Source organism: Vibrio sabulosilitoris (assembly GCF_055391395.1).
Window position 1 is genome coordinate 520,623 of sequence record NZ_AP029600.1, and the last position, 16,708, is coordinate 537,330.

Annotated in this window: 12 protein-coding genes and 1 tRNA gene; 10 read left to right on the forward strand and 3 right to left on the reverse strand. The window is 47.6% G+C overall.

Translation table 11 applies throughout. The features are described 5' to 3' along the window. Nucleotides 1-8 precede the first annotated feature (8 nt). The 4 genes from ACZ5R2_RS18090 (at nucleotide 9) to ACZ5R2_RS18105 (ending at nucleotide 4,917) form a co-directional block, all read left to right on the forward strand. Nucleotides 9-1,181 (forward strand): amidase, encoded by a 1,173-nt coding sequence (locus ACZ5R2_RS18090; protein ID WP_464903205.1) that lies wholly within the window; start codon nucleotides 9-11, stop codon nucleotides 1,179-1,181. Between the two features lie 54 nt (nucleotides 1,182-1,235). Further along, on the forward strand, nucleotides 1,236-2,465 hold the full coding sequence (locus ACZ5R2_RS18095) for a pyridoxal-phosphate-dependent aminotransferase family protein (RefSeq protein ID WP_464903204.1): 1,230 nt from the start codon (nucleotides 1,236-1,238) through the stop codon (nucleotides 2,463-2,465). Between the two features lie 10 nt (nucleotides 2,466-2,475). Next, nucleotides 2,476-3,702 (forward strand): allantoate amidohydrolase, encoded by a 1,227-nt coding sequence (locus ACZ5R2_RS18100; RefSeq protein WP_464903203.1) that lies wholly within the window; start codon nucleotides 2,476-2,478, stop codon nucleotides 3,700-3,702. A gap of 144 nt (nucleotides 3,703-3,846) precedes the next feature. Further along, nucleotides 3,847-4,917 carry an acyltransferase family protein gene (locus tag ACZ5R2_RS18105; RefSeq protein ID WP_464903202.1) on the forward strand — a complete coding sequence of 357 codons (1,071 nt, stop codon included), beginning with the start codon at nucleotides 3,847-3,849 and terminating at the stop codon, nucleotides 4,915-4,917. Nucleotides 4,918-5,172: 255 nt separating this feature from the next. Here the strand turns inward: ACZ5R2_RS18105 and selB are convergent, their stop codons facing one another. The 3 genes from selB to ACZ5R2_RS18120 form a co-directional block, all read right to left on the reverse strand. Continuing rightward, entirely contained in the window at nucleotides 5,173-7,017 is a 1,845-nt protein-coding gene (selB, locus tag ACZ5R2_RS18110; RefSeq protein ID WP_464903201.1) for a selenocysteine-specific translation elongation factor, read from the reverse strand. Further along, nucleotides 7,010-8,404, reverse strand: coding sequence for an L-seryl-tRNA(Sec) selenium transferase (selA, locus tag ACZ5R2_RS18115; protein ID WP_464903200.1), 1,395 nt, complete (start codon nucleotides 8,402-8,404; stop codon nucleotides 7,010-7,012). Before selA ends, selB begins: the two co-directional genes overlap by 8 nt. A gap of 41 nt (nucleotides 8,405-8,445) precedes the next feature. Beyond that, nucleotides 8,446-8,537, reverse strand: a tRNA-Sec gene (locus tag ACZ5R2_RS18120). Nucleotides 8,538-8,709: 172 nt separating this feature from the next. Between ACZ5R2_RS18120 and selD the strand changes: the two genes are divergently transcribed. The 6 genes from selD to ACZ5R2_RS18150 all read left to right on the forward strand — a co-directional run bounded on the left by selD (nucleotide 8,710) and on the right by ACZ5R2_RS18150 (nucleotide 16,704). Continuing rightward, nucleotides 8,710-9,747, forward strand: coding sequence for a selenide, water dikinase SelD (selD, locus tag ACZ5R2_RS18125; RefSeq protein WP_464903199.1), 1,038 nt, complete (start codon nucleotides 8,710-8,712; stop codon nucleotides 9,745-9,747). 379 nt (nucleotides 9,748-10,126) lie between these two features. After that, nucleotides 10,127-11,590: a formate transporter FocA gene (gene focA, locus ACZ5R2_RS18130; RefSeq protein WP_464903198.1), complete on the forward strand. Its 1,464-nt coding sequence runs from the start codon at nucleotides 10,127-10,129 to the stop codon at nucleotides 11,588-11,590. A 69-nt stretch (nucleotides 11,591-11,659) separates the two neighbouring features. After that, a complete protein-coding gene (locus tag ACZ5R2_RS18135) occupies nucleotides 11,660-12,274 on the forward strand; it encodes a 4Fe-4S dicluster domain-containing protein (protein WP_464903197.1) in 615 nt (204 codons plus the stop codon). Next, on the forward strand, nucleotides 12,271-14,301 hold the full coding sequence (gene hyfB / locus ACZ5R2_RS18140) for a hydrogenase 4 subunit B (RefSeq protein WP_464903196.1): 2,031 nt from the start codon (nucleotides 12,271-12,273) through the stop codon (nucleotides 14,299-14,301). The genes ACZ5R2_RS18135 and hyfB overlap by 4 nt, the downstream gene beginning before the upstream one ends. Beyond that, a complete protein-coding gene (locus ACZ5R2_RS18145; protein ID WP_464903195.1) occupies nucleotides 14,301-15,260 on the forward strand; it encodes a respiratory chain complex I subunit 1 family protein in 960 nt (319 codons plus the stop codon). The genes hyfB and ACZ5R2_RS18145 overlap by 1 nt, the downstream gene beginning before the upstream one ends. Before the next feature lie 4 nt (nucleotides 15,261-15,264). After that, nucleotides 15,265-16,704 carry a hydrogenase 4 subunit D gene (locus ACZ5R2_RS18150; protein WP_464903194.1) on the forward strand — a complete coding sequence of 480 codons (1,440 nt, stop codon included), beginning with the start codon at nucleotides 15,265-15,267 and terminating at the stop codon, nucleotides 16,702-16,704. The last annotated feature ends 4 nt before the right edge of the window (nucleotides 16,705-16,708 follow it).

The window sequence follows — 16,708 nt, forward strand, 5'->3', positions numbered from 1 at the left end:
AGCGACACGTGAATAGAGATACCCGTATTTATTGTCAGCAGGGACCTGAGAGCATCGTACCAAGTACGTCAGGCAGCCTAAATGGCTTAACATTTGTGTTCAAAGATTTGTTTGATGTTAAAGGCTACCCCACGGGGGCCGGTAACCCCGCTTGGCTAGATACCCATGAGGCAGCTCAGCAGACCTCACCGATTATTTTGGGGCTGCTTGATGCAGGCGCCCATTGTGTCGGTCGGGTGCAGACCGATGAGCTGGCTTATAGCCTGAATGGGCAGAATATACACTACGGCACACCAGTAAACCCTAGGGACGCGGAGTGTATTCCTGGCGGCTCATCCAGTGGCAGTGCGGTGGCGGTTGCCAATGGTGAGTGTGATTTCTCTCTCGGCACTGACACGGGCGGCTCGGTGCGAGTCCCGGCCAGTTACTGTGGTTTGTTTGGGTTGCGTCCTACGCTGGGCTCTTTAGACCTTCAACACTGCTTTGAGCTTGCCAAGAGCTTCGATACTGCTGGGCTATTTGCCGAAAAGCTTAGTGTGCTAAGCCAAGTTTGGCAGGCTCTTAAACCTAGCAAGAATAATCAAGCCGTTTTTAGGCGAGTGTATCTCGATAAACAACATGGCGCATTAATGGGCGCAGGGCGAATGAAGGCGCTTATAGAGGCATTAAATGATGCTAATGTCGAGCTTATCCAAGGTGACTTTATTGCTGAGCAGGGGCTGAGCTTGGCTCGACTTAGCGAGTTGTTTCGCACCATTCAGGGTTTTGAAATCATAGCTAAGCATGACAAGTGGTTGACTGAACATTTAGATAGCTTAGATTCGAGTATCGCTCAGCGTGTCGAATGGGCGCGCACCATCACAAGTCAAGACTACCAACAAGCGAAGCAACAACAGGCAGATTTTTCTCATGCCACCCAGCAACATATCATCGATAACACGGTTTACTGGCTGCTGCCGACAACACCCTCTGGGCCGCCGAGATTGGATAGCAGCGCGCAATATTTGGCGCACTATCGAACTGAGCTTATGGGGCTGACTAGCGTTGCCGGTTTAACGGGCCTGCCGCAGTTGCATGTGCCTTTAACGGAGCAGAAACCAGGGCCAATCGGTTACTCTTTGCTCGGACCTGCACACAGTGAATATCGATTGATGGCATTTGCCGAGCAACTCACCAATTAGTTTTGCGGTAGTGGGTAAACTCCCCCTACTGATAAGAAAAAGGAATAACACCACATGACTCACGGACAAATTTTTGAAACTCTCAATCCACCACAGCGCATGCTTATGGGGCCGGGGCCCATCAACGCATACCCTAGGGTTCATCAGGCCTTATCTCAATCACTGATTGGCCAATATGACCCAGTAATGACGGGCTATATGAATCAGGTTCAATCGCTCTATCGTGGTGTGTTTCAAACCAGCAACCAGCAAACCATGCTGGTGGATGGCACGGCCCGCTCTGGGATTGAGGCGGTGTTGGTATCGGTGCTTGAGCCTGGTGATAAGGTCTTGATCCCGGTCATTGGTCGCTTTGGTCATTTGTTGTGTGAGATCGCTCAGCGCGTTGGGGCTCAAGTGAAAACTATTGATATTGAGTGGGGAGAGGTGTGTCAGCCTGAGCAGGTTGAAGCGGCAATCAAATCGTTTGGCCCAAAACTAGTTGCAACAGTGCAGGGGGATACCTCAACCACAATGAACCAGCCGTTGGCTGAGATTGGCACCGTGTGCAAAAAGTATGGCGTTCTATTTTACTGCGATGCGACCGCATCGATCGCCGGCAATGAACTAAAGACCGATGAGTGGCAACTTGATGCGGTATCGGCTGGATTACAAAAGTGTCTCGGCGGCCCATCGGGTTCAGCACCGATCACCCTCAGTGATGCTTGTGCCGACCTAATCAATCAACGCAAACATATCGAGGCAGGCATCCGTGCTGATCACCACATAGCGGGACAAGGACGGATGATCCAGTCTAACTATTTTGATCTTGCTATGGTGATGGATTATTGGGGGCCTGAGCGTCTCAATCACCACACAGAGGCCACCAGTATGCTGTATGCGGCGCGAGAGTGTGCCCGCTTGTTCCTTGAAGAGGGGCCAAATCAGGTGATAGCGCGGCACAAGCAGGCTGGCGATGCCATGGCGGCTGGCTTAGTCGCGATGAACCTTGAGTTATTTGGTAATCAAGCTTACAAGATGAATAACGTGGTGGGAGTTTATATCCCGAGCAATGTCGATGGGGATGCGGTGCGTGGTGAGCTGCTGCATCGGTTTGGGATTGAGATTGGTACCTCTTTTGGTCCACTGCATGGCAAGATCTGGCGCATTGGCACCATGGGCTACAATGCGCGTCAAGAGTGTGTTTTGACCACCTTGGCGGCACTAGAGGCGGTGTTATTGAAACATAAAGCCGACATTAACCCAGGCCAAGCAGTTGCTGCGGCAATTGAGTATTACGCGTAGGGAGAGCTGGATGTTTGAGACAATGGAGTGTCGATCCCACAAAGTGATGCGCCAAGCGGACCAGTTGGCGAAGTATTCGAGTGATACCGAAGGCCTTACTCGCGCCTATTTAACCCAAGAGCATCAGCAAGCAAACCAGCAACTGGCCAAATGGATGCAAGCCGCGGGGCTTGAAACCTGGGTGGACAGCGTGGGTAATCAGTGGGGGCGCAAGGTCTCACCCAATCCAGAACTGCCCACGATTATTCTCGGTTCGCACAGTGACACAGTGAGAAATGCGGGTAAGTACGATGGTAATTTGGGTATATTACTCGCCATTGAGGCACTGGCGGCGCTCAGCGAGGCCGAGTTTCCCTTCCATATCGATGTAGTGGCCTTTGGTGATGAAGAGGGGCTAAGGTTTGGCACCACGCTGATTGGCTCAAGCGGCGTCGCGGGCTGCTTTGACCGCGCTTGGCTCGATATCACCGATGCTGATGGGATCAGTATGGCGCAGGCAATGCGTCAGTTTGGATTATGCCCAAGCCGTGCGGGCAGTGATGCGCGTAAGCCCGCCGATATCGGTGCTTATTTGGAAGTGCATATCGAGCAGGGGCCGGTACTTGAGCATCTTGAGCTGCCTGTTGGTGTGGTCGAGGGTATTGCGGGGGCAAAGCGTTTTCACATTCAAGTTAAAGGGGTCGCGGGGCATGCAGGGACGGTGCCAATTGAGCTGCGACAGGATGCACTCTGCGCGGTGGCCGAGATGATTAGCACAGTTGAGTGCTTTGCGAAAGCCGAGCAGGTCGTTGCAACCGTGGGTCAATGTGATGTGCGCGCTGGTGCGGTCAATGTGATCCCCGGAGAGGTCAGCTTTAGCTTAGACCTACGTTGCCCAGAGCAAAAACGACTCGAGGTTTGCACAGAGCAGCTGCTCACCAAGCTTGAGCGCATTGCGCAGCAGCGACGGGTCTCGCTGACCACAGAGCGATTATATCAAGCGGATGCTCTGCAGTGTGCACCGCGCCTGCAGCAGTGCTGGGCGTCTGCGGTAGAGAAGGTGACTAGGCAATCCGCCCATCTCCTTCCCAGTGGAGCTGGCCATGATGGGCTCGCGATGCAGCAGTTAACCGAGGTCGGAATGCTGTTTGTTCGCTGTAAGAAGGGGATCAGTCATAATCCGCTGGAGGCAGTGAATGAAGCAGATGTGGCGATTGCTCTTCAGTGCCTAGTTAAGATGTTGCAAGATTATCAATAACATTGGTCTATGCATTGCAATCATTGGATTGGTGAATTTGTGATCTTTGGTTGGCCAGTTTTTATGGACTCAGCCATTGGTCACAGTTATCTTTCTCAGCCAGCGCTAGGTTAAGTATTCTACTAACTGTACGAGGAATAACGAATGCCGGCGTTGTCGAAATCTGATTCTGAGGTGGTATATATCACTCGTGGTCTCGGGATTATTTTGGTCGTAGTAGGTCACTATCTTTGGCATCCAAACTGGACCTGGTCTCCTTACCTTTTTCATATGCCACTGTTTTTTCTTCTCGGTGGTATCGTTGCCAAGCCGATTGAAAACTTCCACCGTTGGGTGACCAAGGTTGTAAGAGCTCATCTCGGCTATTACATTGTTTGGTACACCTTGTTAGCTTTGCTGACTTGGGCCATTGTCTCATCTTGGCAGACAAGTATCGTGTTTTATTTAGGCCAGGGCCTTGAGTCCCTATGGCTTCCATTGGCACACAATAGTCATAACAACTCTCTGTTTATGGTGGGGTGGTTTATCATCGCTTATGGCTTGGTAAGTACGCTATTTAGTCTGTTTATTACTTTTGTTGGCAGTCGGGTCTCTAAACACTCGGTAGTTGTGCTGGGTTTATTGATTGGTTATCTGGGTATTGAGGTAGTTGCTCCATACTATCACCTCGAGCGCAATTGGCCTTGGAATTTGCTTTGCCAAGTCTGTGTTGGTTGGATGTTTTTTTCTCTGGGCTTTGTGCTTAAAGACGTCATCAAACACTTGGCGAGCGTCTTGTGTCTGGTTGTCAGTTGGTCGATAGTAGCAATGCTAGTCATGCTTGGTTTGGCGCATGAACTGGGTATGTCATGGAGTCAATATCCCGACGGCTTTATTGGCCATGTGGCGGTTTCATTGCTTGGCTCCGCCGGCATAATTGCCGTGGCTCATGCATGCCATAAGCTAGCAGGCAGTCATCACTTGATGCGTATTGGTCAGTGGAGCAAACCGATTATGACGCTACATATGACCTTTTTTGTCATTCTCGACCTCATTTTCGCTAAGCTCGGGCTTTTTGATGGGCAAGCAATATCGGCACTTAATCATTATATTAGCCCACTTGCTTTCTGGCTCTATTTGTTGGTCGGCATTTATGGGCCAATTGCGGTAGAACGTTGGATCATACGATTGAAGGGAGTATCAGTGTTCACATTACAAAAGTCGCGCCAATATTAGTATTAGCCGATAACAGATTAGATACTGTTTTAAGGCCTTTTTGACTGGTAGAGATGACCAAAGTTCACCAGTGTTGAATGTGTGGTACTGGCTTTGTTGAGGGGAGCAACAAGGCCCTTATCGCATAGTTGGTTTCTTGGCGAAAAGGTGAGCAAGAGTCGCGAAAGACGACCAATATTTCTAGCTCAAAACTTGCTTGCAGCGATAGCTGCTCTCGCCACTCAGCGCAAAAAAGTGGTTTTAAGGATAAACGGCTTACTCAATAGCTGGTGTTTTTAGAATCACCCTCACATCGTCATTTCTTCGTAGGTAGCCATCTCTTTCTAATCTATTTACAAATGGGATTAAGTATTTACGGCTTAATTGTACCGAGTTCTTAATCTCTTGTAGCTCGATTGTATCGTGAGCGTTTCGATCACAAAGTACCTGATGGGCAAGCTTGGTATACACATGAGCATCTAAGTAGATCGACTCACTAATGGCAGTGATATATTTTGCATGAGCAAGCAAGCGTAGCCATTTGACCTTGTACTTGTAGTCGGTCTTGTTGGTTTCAAACCCTACTTTACCAAGTGAACGTATGTGTTGCAGCAGGTTATACACATCAGGGTCTAGGTCATCTTCACTGCTGCCTCTACCAAGTTGCCATTTACCATATCGATTGACAATTTTTTCATTGTGTTTAAGAAACTTGAGTAGCACCTTAGTTATCTCGAGATCGAGTTGCAATTTATGTGAAATCTCTAACTGGCTAAGGTGATTAAATTTCTCTAGCAAACAGACGATTTTTTCTAGTTGCTCTTTATGCCACGACTTGTCAATTCTATATCCATCGATAGACAACACCGTGTCATCGCTTGCAAGCATCGCTCCCTCTGACTTGCAATAGCCTAGAATCTCAAGCTTGATCTGCTGACGACAAACCTTGTCATTTTTTGAATAGATTTCATCGAGTTGATCTAGTGTCTGATGCTTGAGGTTTCTAGGAATAAATTCATCCCAGACCACGCTTCCAGTAGCAATGATCGCGCCTTGATTCAAGGAGAGAAAAACGATTCGTTGATTTAGCGTAATTGGTGTTTGGTTATCAAAGATAACCCTGTAGAAGACCCCGTCACATACGGGTATTAACGTCGCTTCACATGACCAAGTTGCCGAGCAGGCTAATATGCGCCTATTTGGCCGATGATTAGTCAGTGTCGTCGATGATTCAGGTGTACCGAGGTTGAGGTTTTTGACGAAACACTGCGAAACCACCGAAAAGTCATTGAAGTTGCTTGAGCGCAATAGAGTCCCACGTTTTAGTTTGTGCTTTGCAATACCCTTGAGTCCAATCGCAACACGGGCTTTAGATACGACACTTTCACATGCTTGATTGTGTGTTTGTAAGCTACGCACCTTTGCTTCAACCCCACTCGGCTCAAGAATTAGTTTATCCCCTTTAGTAAGCTGGCCGGTGGTTAACGAGCCGGTAACGACAGTACCAGCGCCTTGGATAGTGAAAGCTCTGTCAACGTAGAGGCTTGTAGCAGGAGAGGTCAGGGTTTGATTCATATCCATCCCAGTAGCCAGCGGAGGTATATAGCTAACTAATGTCGCCTTCAGTGCCTCGATGCTGGAGGGGTTATGAATACTGACTGGAACAATATCGGGTACCACTCCGGTAACATCCATGATTTGCTCGAGAACTTGATCTTCTATATTGGCTAGAGTGCTTGGATCAACCAAATCGGTTTTAGTTAGTGCGATAACAATCTGTGTCACTCCCATTGCGATAGCAACCTGAGTATGGGTGTACGTCATTGGCATGCAGCCTTCTACCGCTGACACGACAAGTAAAAGTACGTCGATGTCAGCGACTCCCGCCACCATATTGCGCAGATATCTTTCATGGCCAGGGACATCAGTCAAAGCAATATAGGGTTGGCCATCACTGTTGAAGCGAGCAAAATTAATATCTTGGGTCATACCCAGTTTGCGCTCGGTAGGGCGTTGAGTATCAATACCTGTCATCGCCTTAACCAAGGCTGTTTTTCCGTGATCGACATGTCCACCGAGTCCGACAATGAGTCCAGTGAGTTGTGTAGTTTGATCAGGCATGGTCACACTCTTTCTTGCTTACGTCGTCGCTTTGAAACTGACTAAGATATTGATGTAGCTGCTGAGTAAATAGCTCTTTGTCCTGTTCTAGCACGGTAGCTAGGTTTAGGCGTACACGCTCCTTTTCGATGTAACCGATGATCGGGATGGGCATACTTCTAAGCTGCTCAAGGTGTAAGCTCGCTTTGCCAGGCAAGCGCAGGGCGATCCCTTGAGTAGGGTAAGACTGGAAGGGGGCAGCGCCACCACCAATCTGGGTGTTCAGGCCACACAGCTCAACAACGCCCTCCCATTGTTGAGCAAGCTGTCGTGACAATGCGCTCGCCTGGTTTAATACGTGTTCCGAGATGACAGGCTTGATGCTTTTGTTAAGTTTTTTTACCAATAATGACTCAAGCAAAGATAGGATCAATCGACTTGCTCGAAAGGTTCTAAATAGGGGGTTCTTGTTGAGTTGATGAACGAGTGCCTGTTTACCAGCGATCACTCCTGATTGTGGGCCACCCAGTAGCTTATCGCCAGAGAAGCAAATCAGGTCGATCCCGTTGTCTAGGTAGGACTTTACCGAGCGTTCTCTTGAGATCGAAAACTCATTGTTGAAACCAGAGCCTTGGTCAACCAATACTAGGACCTGCTCAGGCAGCTTAGCAACAAGTGTCTTTAAGTTTGGCTCTGAGCTGAATCCCTCTATAGAGAAATTAGATTTGTGGACAAGTAAAACCGCAGCGGTATTTTCATTGACCGCGTTCAGGTAGTCATCTTCGGTTGTGATATTGGTGGTACCAACTTCGACCAGCTTAGTGCCGGTCGCTGCCATAATGTCAGGGATACGGAATCCCCCGCCAATCTGGACTAGTTCTCCACGCGAGACTATTACCTCTTTATCTTTAGCCAGGGTTGATAACATAAGAAATAGAGAGGCAGCATTGTTGTTGACAATGATCGCATCCTCGCTACCAATCCACTTATTGAGTAGGGTGGGAATCAGGCCATGCCGCTGGCCTCGTTGGCCGCTTTCGAGATTGATCTCAAGATTAGAATAACCTGTGTTGAGCTCCCCAACCTCTCGCCAAACCTCACTATCAATGGGAGAGCGCCCTAAGTTAGTATGAATCAGGATCCCCGTGGCGTTAATTACCTTCTGCTGACGCATCGCAGCATGGCTGGCACAAAGTGATAGCACCTTTGCATGCACTTGTTCCAGACTAAACCCTTGAGTCCTGAAGGTGTTACTTGAGCGGATATCGCTCAATACACGTCGAGCAAAATCAACCACAATAGGACGACTCAATAATTTGCAATAATGGACTAACTCTGGAGTATTAACTATTTTATCAATTTTAGGCAGGCGAAAATTAATATTACTTTTATCGCTAGGGTTGGGCATAAACAGGCTCTTAACTTATAAAGGCAACCATTAGGTAGGCTTGGCGGAAGAGGCAGGAATCGAACCTACCAGAACTTATACAGCTCGCATCGGTTTTGAAGACCGAGAGGGCCACCAGACCCCATCTCATTCCATAGTTTTACAGTATTTAAATCTTGCTTATTCGACTTTGATTTAAATCATGAACATTTAAGTTTTCTATATACGCTTTGCAGCAATTGTGATTTAAATATTATCTGAAATTGAGTGATAAATTGAAATTAATCACTGATTACAACTAATAAATTAGATGAAAAGGCACAAGCATGGAAAGTGTAAAGTTAACTCAGTTTAGCCCTGGTGGGGGATGTGGATGTAAGTTGTCTCCTAGTGTTTTACAACAGATACTTAAAACAGAAATCAAGGAGTTTATCGATCCAAATCTATTGGTGGGGAATGACACCAAAGACGATGCCGCTGTTTACGACCTAAAAAATGGCACGTCAATTATAAGCACGACTGACTTTTTTACACCAATAGTGGATGACCCATATGACTTTGGCCGTGTTGCAGCGACCAATGCGATCAGTGATATTTATGCGATGGGCGGCACGCCTATTATGGCAATTGCCATTCTGGGGTGGCCTGTAAAAACTCTGCCTGCGGAGATTGCCTCAAGGGTGATTGAAGGGGCGAGAAGCGTTTGTGCTGATGCCAAAATTGTATTAGCGGGAGGGCACTCAATCGACATATCGGAGCCTATCTTTGGTCTGGCGGTGACGGGCACGACATCCACTGAGTTTGTTAAACGTAATAATACCGCAAAGTCAGGGGATAAACTTGTTTTAACCAAGCCTTTGGGTATAGGTGTATTGAGTCAAGCGGAGAAAAAATCTCTTTTGAAAGAGGAGCATAGAGGACTAGCTATTGAAAACATGTGTCGTCTAAATGAAGCTGGCCAACAGCTATCAGAACTGGAGTGTGTATCTGCGATGACGGATGTGACTGGGTTTGGCTTAGCTGGGCACTTGGTAGAAATGTGTGAGGGAGCGGGTCTTGCTGCCCAGATAACATTTGATGCCTTACCTGTACTGGCGGGGGTCACGAGTTATATTGAACAAGGGTGTCTACCTGGAGGTACCCAACGCAACTTCGACAGCTATGGTGAAAAAATCAGTGAGATGTCACCACTTCAGAAATCCTTGCTGTGTGACCCTCAAACCTCGGGTGGTTTGCTTGTCGCTGTAGAGCCAAGCCAATTAGACGTCGTGTTATCGCTACTCAATGATCTCAATGTAGCTCCTACCGTGATAGGGGAGTTTGAGGAGCGAGATAACCGAGATAAAATTATCCGTATATTGTAAGTTAGTAGAGAAGGCTGATTTAACCCCTCCCTTTCAATCAGTCTTCTTCCTTAAAAAACCTTTTACTCTAACTGAACCTATCGCTACTTCATCCCAAGTTCATTCTACTTTCTATTGAATCAATATCATCATGACGAAAATGTCATTTGGGCAAAAGTCATAGACATAAGTGACGATTTTGATGTCGAAATTGATGATGTATCGTGACTTCCTTCACGTTAATTAGCCTATTCCCCCCTAAAAAAGTTGGTACGTATATTGCCGTATATAAATCGATAAGTTAGGTGATGTTGTTGATTTAGTTCGCTTAGCGAGGCTTAACATATGAGTGTTTCGTGTACCAAATATGGTATCGCCTCAATATGATGAGGAATAAAAAATGACAGATAACTCAGAAGTAAATAACCTTTTATTTTCGCCTTCCGATATGATGGCCGAAGCGGAAAAATTTGCGTTCAGTAAAACGAAGAAGTCCACCAAAATGGCCCTAGGTCTTGCAATGATGGCAGGAATGTTTATTGGAATTGCATTCTTATTTTATATTACTGTTACCACGGGAAATACCGCCGGTTGGGGGCTGGGCAGGTTAACAGGTGGCCTGGCCTTTAGTCTAGGCTTGGTGCTGGTGGTTATTTGTGGCGGTGAGCTGTTTACCAGCGTTGTATTATCCGCAATCTCGTATGCAAACAAGCAAATAAGCCTTAAGAAAATGCTGTCGGTTTGGGCCAAGGTGTATCTAGGTAATTTTCTTGGTGCCATGTTGCTTTTGGCGATTGTTATGACCGGGGCGATGTACTACCTAGATGGAGGGCTTTGGGGGCTCAATGCGCTAAATATTGCTCAGCATAAGATTCATCATACGTTTGCACAAGCCTTTGCCCTTGGGATTCTGTGTAATGTGATGGTTTGTCTTGCTGTCTGGCTAACATTTAGTTCGGCGAATGCCATGACCAAAATGGTGATGGTTATTATGCCAGTAGCGATGTTTGTCTCAAGCGGCTTTGAGCACAGTATTGCAAATATGTTCATGATCCCTCTTGGTATTGCCATCCATTCCTGGGCCCCAGCAGACTTTTGGACGGACGTGAGTGCATCTGCACAAACCTACGCCGATCTGACCATCTTTAATTTTGTCTTTCATAATCTCATCCCAGTCACTCTGGGAAATATCGTTGGGGGTGCGGGCTTGGTTGGCCTTGCCAACTGGGCGATCTTTCGTCAATCACAGCCAGAAGCGGCCTCTGATTCAAAGGCTACCGTCACCCACCTGCCAAATCTTTCACCAAATCAAGGGGGGTTAAATATGGATAGCTCATTACTGGTTAAAGATCACATGGAACCAGCACCGTTCATTTTGCGTGAAACGGACTTAGTGGTTGATGCATTAGACAAGATGCTGGAAACCGATCTCCCTGGCGCACCAGTGTGTGACGGTCAAAACAACTTAGTCGGATTTATCTCTGTTCATGATGTGATGGTAGAGGTGTGGTGTAACGATTACAGCGTCGGTTCAAACCAGCGTGTTGGCGATCTGATGTCTCGTGAGATCTTAGCACTGAATGCGGCAGACCGCTTAGTGGATGTCGCAGAGTTCCTGACCATTGATAAGAGCCAGCTTTACCCAGTCAGTAGCAGTGGTGTTGTGACCACGATGAACAGTGCTTCTATTCATGAACGCGCAAGGGCTATGCGAGTTCATAAACCTCATATCCTACCAGTATTGGATGGTGAAAAGTTCGTTGGTGTGCTGACTCGTCACCATATTCTTAGAGCGATCCGCCCGCTGTATGGAGAAAAGTCAAGCAAGCAGTCGGAAGAGATCATTGAGGCTGTAACGGTTTAGTTGTATTTGGGCTTTGCCTATCGGTCAGGTCAATGGAAGGCCTGAAATTTTTGTCTAAAAGGGGACGCTATGAAAAGTTTTGTTGTTGCAGATCCCAGCAAGTGCATCGGATGCAGTACATGTGTTGCTGCCTGTTCAGAGGCACATAAAAAACAGGGTCTGCAAGGACACCCAAGGTTGAATTTAGTTAAACACAGAGACAGCACCGCTCCGGTGGCTTGCCGTCATTGTGAAGATGCGCCGTGTGTCAAGGTTTGTCCTTTCGGCGTAATCACATCGAATTCACAGGGTGTCTTTATTCAGGAGTCTGTGTGTATAGGGTGCACCTTATGCGCAGCCGCTTGTCCATTTGGTGCGATATCCCTAGATGGGAGTCGCCCCGTAGCGATGGCGAACAGTTACGACGTGTATATTCCGTCAACTCCTCGCTCAAGTAACCCATCGACCTCTGTTCCTTCGATGTTTGGAGCTGAGCTTTTGGTTTGGGAGCCGGGTGTGAAGAGTATCGCGGTTAAATGTGATCTTTGCCAGTTCCGTGAGCAGGGACCCGCTTGTGTAGGGGTTTGTCCTACCGATGCACTCTGTTTGGTTGAAGAAGAAAGTGCGATGGCTGCCCAGGGTACTAAGCGGGCGCTAGCCGCAGAGGCTGGACAGCTTGAACAAATGAAGGAGACAGGCCAATGATGGCAACAGATTGGTTATCCATGTCAGTTGGCTGCTATCTGATAGCAAGCTTAGTCAGCTTGATAGGTAACGGTAAACATGAGTCGAGTTTATTTGGCGCCACCGGTGGCTTAACCGCATTTGCTGGCTTGCTTGGGGTGATCGCAGCTATCTCCTCATTGCTTGCTGCACAAGCCACCTTAATTGAGCTGCCAAGTATGTTCTATTTCTCTGATTTGGTGATTCGCTTAGATGGCTTGTCAAGCTTTATGGTGCTGGTTATCTCACTTATCGCTTTTGCATCAGGGCTTTACTCTATCGATTACTTGAAAGAGTATGAAGGGAAGGGAGCGTGGGGTATCACTTTCTTTCTTAATCTCTTTGTCGCCTCGATGATTGCGGTAGTCACTATTGATAACAGTTTCTACTTTATTGTGTTTTTTGAGATGATGTCTTTCGCGTCCTATTTTCTGGTGCTGGTGGAGCAAAATAGTAAAAGCACTAGGGCCGGATTACAGTATTTCATCATTGCCCACGGTGGTTCAGTCTTGATCATGGTGGCATTTTTCTTGTTGTATCAAGAAACGGGTAGTTTGAATTTCGCCGATTATACCAACCTAGACATTAGTGCAGGTAAAGCTTCTGCGATCTTCTTATTGGCATTTTTAGGCTTTGGTGCAAAAGCAGGCATGATCACTTTGCATGCGTGGTTGCCATTGGCTCACCCGGCCGCCCCCTCTCATGCGTCTGCGCTTATGTCTGGCGTCATGGTCAAAATCGGGGTGTTTGGGATCATCAAGGTTGGTTTGGTATTCCTCGGGGCAGCGGAAGCTTGGTGGGGATACGTAGTGCTGATTTTTGGTGCACTCTCTTCTGTACTCGGGGTGATGTATGCACTTGCCGAGCACGATATAAAGCGCCTGCTTGCATACCACACGGTCGAAAATGTTGGCATTATCTTACTCGGGGTTGGCGTTGCAATGATTGCCACCGCGAACGGTTACCCAGTGATTGCGACTATCGGTCTACTTGGCGCGCTTTATCACTTACTTAATCATGCAGTCTTTAAGAGTTTGCTCTTTCTGGGTGCCGGTTCGATTATCAACCGAATTCACACCAAAGATATGGACTCAATGGGCGGTTTAGGCAAGGTGATGCCTTACACTGCGTTTGCATTCCTGATTGGTACCCTTGCTATTTCTGCTCTGCCACCGTTGAACGGTTTTGTGAGTGAGTGGTTCATCTATCAATCTCTATTCTCAATGAGCAAAGAGCCTAATTTTGCCATGTTGATCGCTGGCCCATTTGCCATCGTGATGTTAGCGATCACTGGGGCGCTGGCTTGTATGTGTTTCGTAAAGGTATTTGGCCTTTGCTTTGGTGGTGCACCGCGCTCGCAGGCCGCACATGATGCAAGAGAGGTTCCTGTCACTATGTTGTCGGGCACTTGGTTATTGGCATTTGCTTGTATCGGTCTTGGTGTTGGCGCGCCTTGGATCGCCCCATATATCAGTACGGTTGCCAGTGATGTATTGTCGGTGGCTCCGGTTCAGGTAGCACAAGGCTCGACGCTCTTCCCGGGTGATACAAGCCAAGCGCTGCTTTCAACACCAACTATTGCTGTCGTGCTTGGTCTCCTTGTGGTTGCCGCTGTATTTGCAGTTCGGCCTTTCGGTCGCCGCCGCTTGGAGCGACGTGTCAAGGGTGACCCTTGGGCCTGTGGTTACAAGTTCGAGCGTCGTATGACCGTCTCAGCAGGGGGCTTTACTCAGCCACTGCGCTCAATGTTTGCTCCAATATACCGGGCTCGAATTATGCTCGACCCATCTCATTGGATGTCATCAAGCCTTCAGGCAACCACTGGATTTGCGAAAAAGTTAGAGCCATCTTTTGAGGTTTATCTGGTTGAGCCTTGCCGTAAATTGGTAGGTATGCTGTCTGTCAGTATGAGTCGCCTACAGGGCGGAGACTTTCGAGTCTATTGCTTGTATACGATAGTGACACTCTTCCTACTGCTTATCATTCCACTAGAAGTAGGAGTACAGTAATGCCTGAACTATCAACGCTTTCCTTTTCGTGGGTATTAATGGGCACTGTTCAAGCGGTGTTAGTGCTGTTGTTCGTGCCTTTAGTCACGGGCTTTTCAAGGGTGATCCGAGCGCGGATGCACTCTCGACAGGGCGCTGGAATACTACAAGATTATAGAGACCTCAATAAGTTATTCCGCCGTCAGGCAGTTGGACCAAGTCACTCAGGCTTATCTTTCAAGATCATGCCTTGGTGTTTGGTTGTCACTATGTTTCTGATTGCAATGGCGCTTCCAGTACTGACATACCAGTCGCCCCTTTCCGTATCAGGGGACTTGATCACCGTTATCTACCTGTTTGCTATTTATCGGTTCTTCTTCTCTCTCTCAGGATTAGACAGCAACAGTATTTACGCTGGAATCGGTAGTAGTCGTGAGCTTACGATTGGTGTCCTTGTTGAGCCGGTACTTATGCTAGGCACACTGGTTGTGGCTTTGGTAGCAGGGTCAACAGACCTTGGGACCATGGGGGCACAAGTAGTAGAAAAAGTTGGCGACTATCCAGTCCCGCTTGCATTGGCATGTATCGCATGTGCATTCGCAGTGTTCATTGAAATGGGCAAGCTGCCTTTCGATGTGGCAGAGGCTGAGCAGGAGTTGCAGGAGGGGCCTTTAACGGAGTACTCAGGCCTCGAACTTGGCTTGATCAAGATTGGTCTGGGCATGAAACAAGTCGTCATTGCGATGTTCTTTGTTGCGCTCTTCTTGCCATTTGGCAAATCAGCTGAGGTGACATTCTTTGGCCTGCTAGGTGCCATGATACTACTCGTGTTTAAAGTGGCAATCTTGATGCTTTGTGTATGTGTGTTTGAGAACAGCGTAGCGAGGGTTCGTTTTGCTGACTCCCATCAGATGACTTGGTCTGCGTTTGCGTTTGCTGTTATGGCGACCGTGTTTTATATCTTAAGCGTAGGAGCATAATGAGATGGGGTTATTTGCTTTACTATCAATACTTGTCCCATTTATTGGCACAATTATTATCTTTCTTAAGCCGGAAATAAAATCGAAGCTTATCTGTCAGTATGGTGCAGCCGCAGCAACGGGCATCTCAATCATTTTGGCGCTCGTATTTGCGTTTAGCGGCATGGAAACGGTGAACATTGAGCTGTTGAAACTGGGTGATACCTTATTGTTTGGCTTGATAGTCGACAAGGTCAGCACCCTGATTTTGGTCGCCGTTGTTGGTATTGGCTTGATTGTTGTTATGTACTCGCATGGCTACATGAGTGCTGAAAACAAAGAACATGCGCAAAATGCCACACCACGCTATTGGGCTTTCCTATTGATGTTTGTCGGTGCGATGGCTGGAGTAGTGCTTTCTTCAACCATCCTTGGTCAGTTGTTGTTTTTTGAGATCACTGGAGCCTGCTCTTGGGCGTTAATCAGCTACTACCAAACTGATGTCTCAAGAGCGTCAGCAATGAAGGCCTTAGTGGTCACCCATATCGGGTCGCTAGGCTTATTTTTGGCTGCCGCTAGCTTATTCGTTTCAACGGGAACATTTGAGCTCTCGGCCATTGCTCAATTGAATCCAAGCATGAAGACGTTTGTTTTGCTTGGGATTTTATTTGCAGCATGGGCAAAATCGGCTCAGCTCCCGATGCACATGTGGCTACCGGATGCGATGAATGCGCCCACACCAATTAGTGCGTATTTGCATGCGGCATCAATGGTAAAAGTGGGGGTTTACATCTTTGCTCGCTCGCTACTTAATGCTGGGGAGGTGCCTGAATTGGTTGCTGTGGTTGGTATTATTGGTGCTACCGTAACCATGATTTACGGTTTCTTGATGTACCTACCCCAAAAAGACATGAAACGTCTCCTGGCTTACTCAACGATTGCTCAATTAGCCTATATCTTCTTAGCGCTTTCTATTGCAGCGCTTGGATCTGATTTGGCGCTTGAGAGCGGGATTACCTACATATTTAACCACGCCTTTGCTAAGTGTTTGTTCTTCCTTGTTGCAGGCTCTCTTAGCTATGCGTGTGGTACGCGTATGCTGCCAGAGATCCAAGGCTTGTTAAAAGGCTCACCGTTGTTAGCCGTTGGGTTCTGTGTTGCTGCTATGACCATTGCAGGGGTTCCACCCTTGAGTATTTTTTTCAGTAAGTTTCCACTATTTATGGCTGGTTTCAGCCTGACCGATAGCCAGCCATGGCTATTGGCGATATTGGTGCTGGCTTTGATTGAATCATTGGGCACTTTTGCTTGGTTGCTTTACTGGTTCGGTAAAACGGTTGTCGGCACGCCATCAGAGAATGTGAAGACGATGTCAGCGCTACCGAAAGCGATGAGCATCAGCTTAATTGTGCTGATTGTCATGTCGTTCTTGTCCAGCTTTTTCGCTTCAGCCTGGCTAGGTTAAGGAA

Coding starts and splice junctions, on each gene's coding strand:
- ACZ5R2_RS18095 (WP_464903204.1), top strand. CDS start 1,236: ATGACTCACGGACAAATTTTTGAAACTCTCAATCCACCACAGCGCATG.
- ACZ5R2_RS18100 (WP_464903203.1), top strand. CDS start 2,476: ATGTTTGAGACAATGGAGTGTCGATCCCACAAAGTGATGCGCCAAGCG.
- ACZ5R2_RS18105 (WP_464903202.1), top strand. CDS start 3,847: ATGCCGGCGTTGTCGAAATCTGATTCTGAGGTGGTATATATCACTCGT.
- selB (WP_464903201.1), bottom strand. CDS start 7,017: ATGCCTGATCAAACTACACAACTCACTGGACTCATTGTCGGACTCGGT.
- selA (WP_464903200.1), bottom strand. CDS start 8,404: ATGCCCAACCCTAGCGATAAAAGTAATATTAATTTTCGCCTGCCTAAA.
- selD (WP_464903199.1), top strand. CDS start 8,710: ATGGAAAGTGTAAAGTTAACTCAGTTTAGCCCTGGTGGGGGATGTGGA.
- focA (WP_464903198.1), top strand. CDS start 10,127: ATGACAGATAACTCAGAAGTAAATAACCTTTTATTTTCGCCTTCCGAT.
- ACZ5R2_RS18135 (WP_464903197.1), top strand. CDS start 11,660: ATGAAAAGTTTTGTTGTTGCAGATCCCAGCAAGTGCATCGGATGCAGT.
- hyfB (WP_464903196.1), top strand. CDS start 12,271: ATGATGGCAACAGATTGGTTATCCATGTCAGTTGGCTGCTATCTGATA.
- ACZ5R2_RS18145 (WP_464903195.1), top strand. CDS start 14,301: ATGCCTGAACTATCAACGCTTTCCTTTTCGTGGGTATTAATGGGCACT.
- ACZ5R2_RS18150 (WP_464903194.1), top strand. CDS start 15,265: ATGGGGTTATTTGCTTTACTATCAATACTTGTCCCATTTATTGGCACA.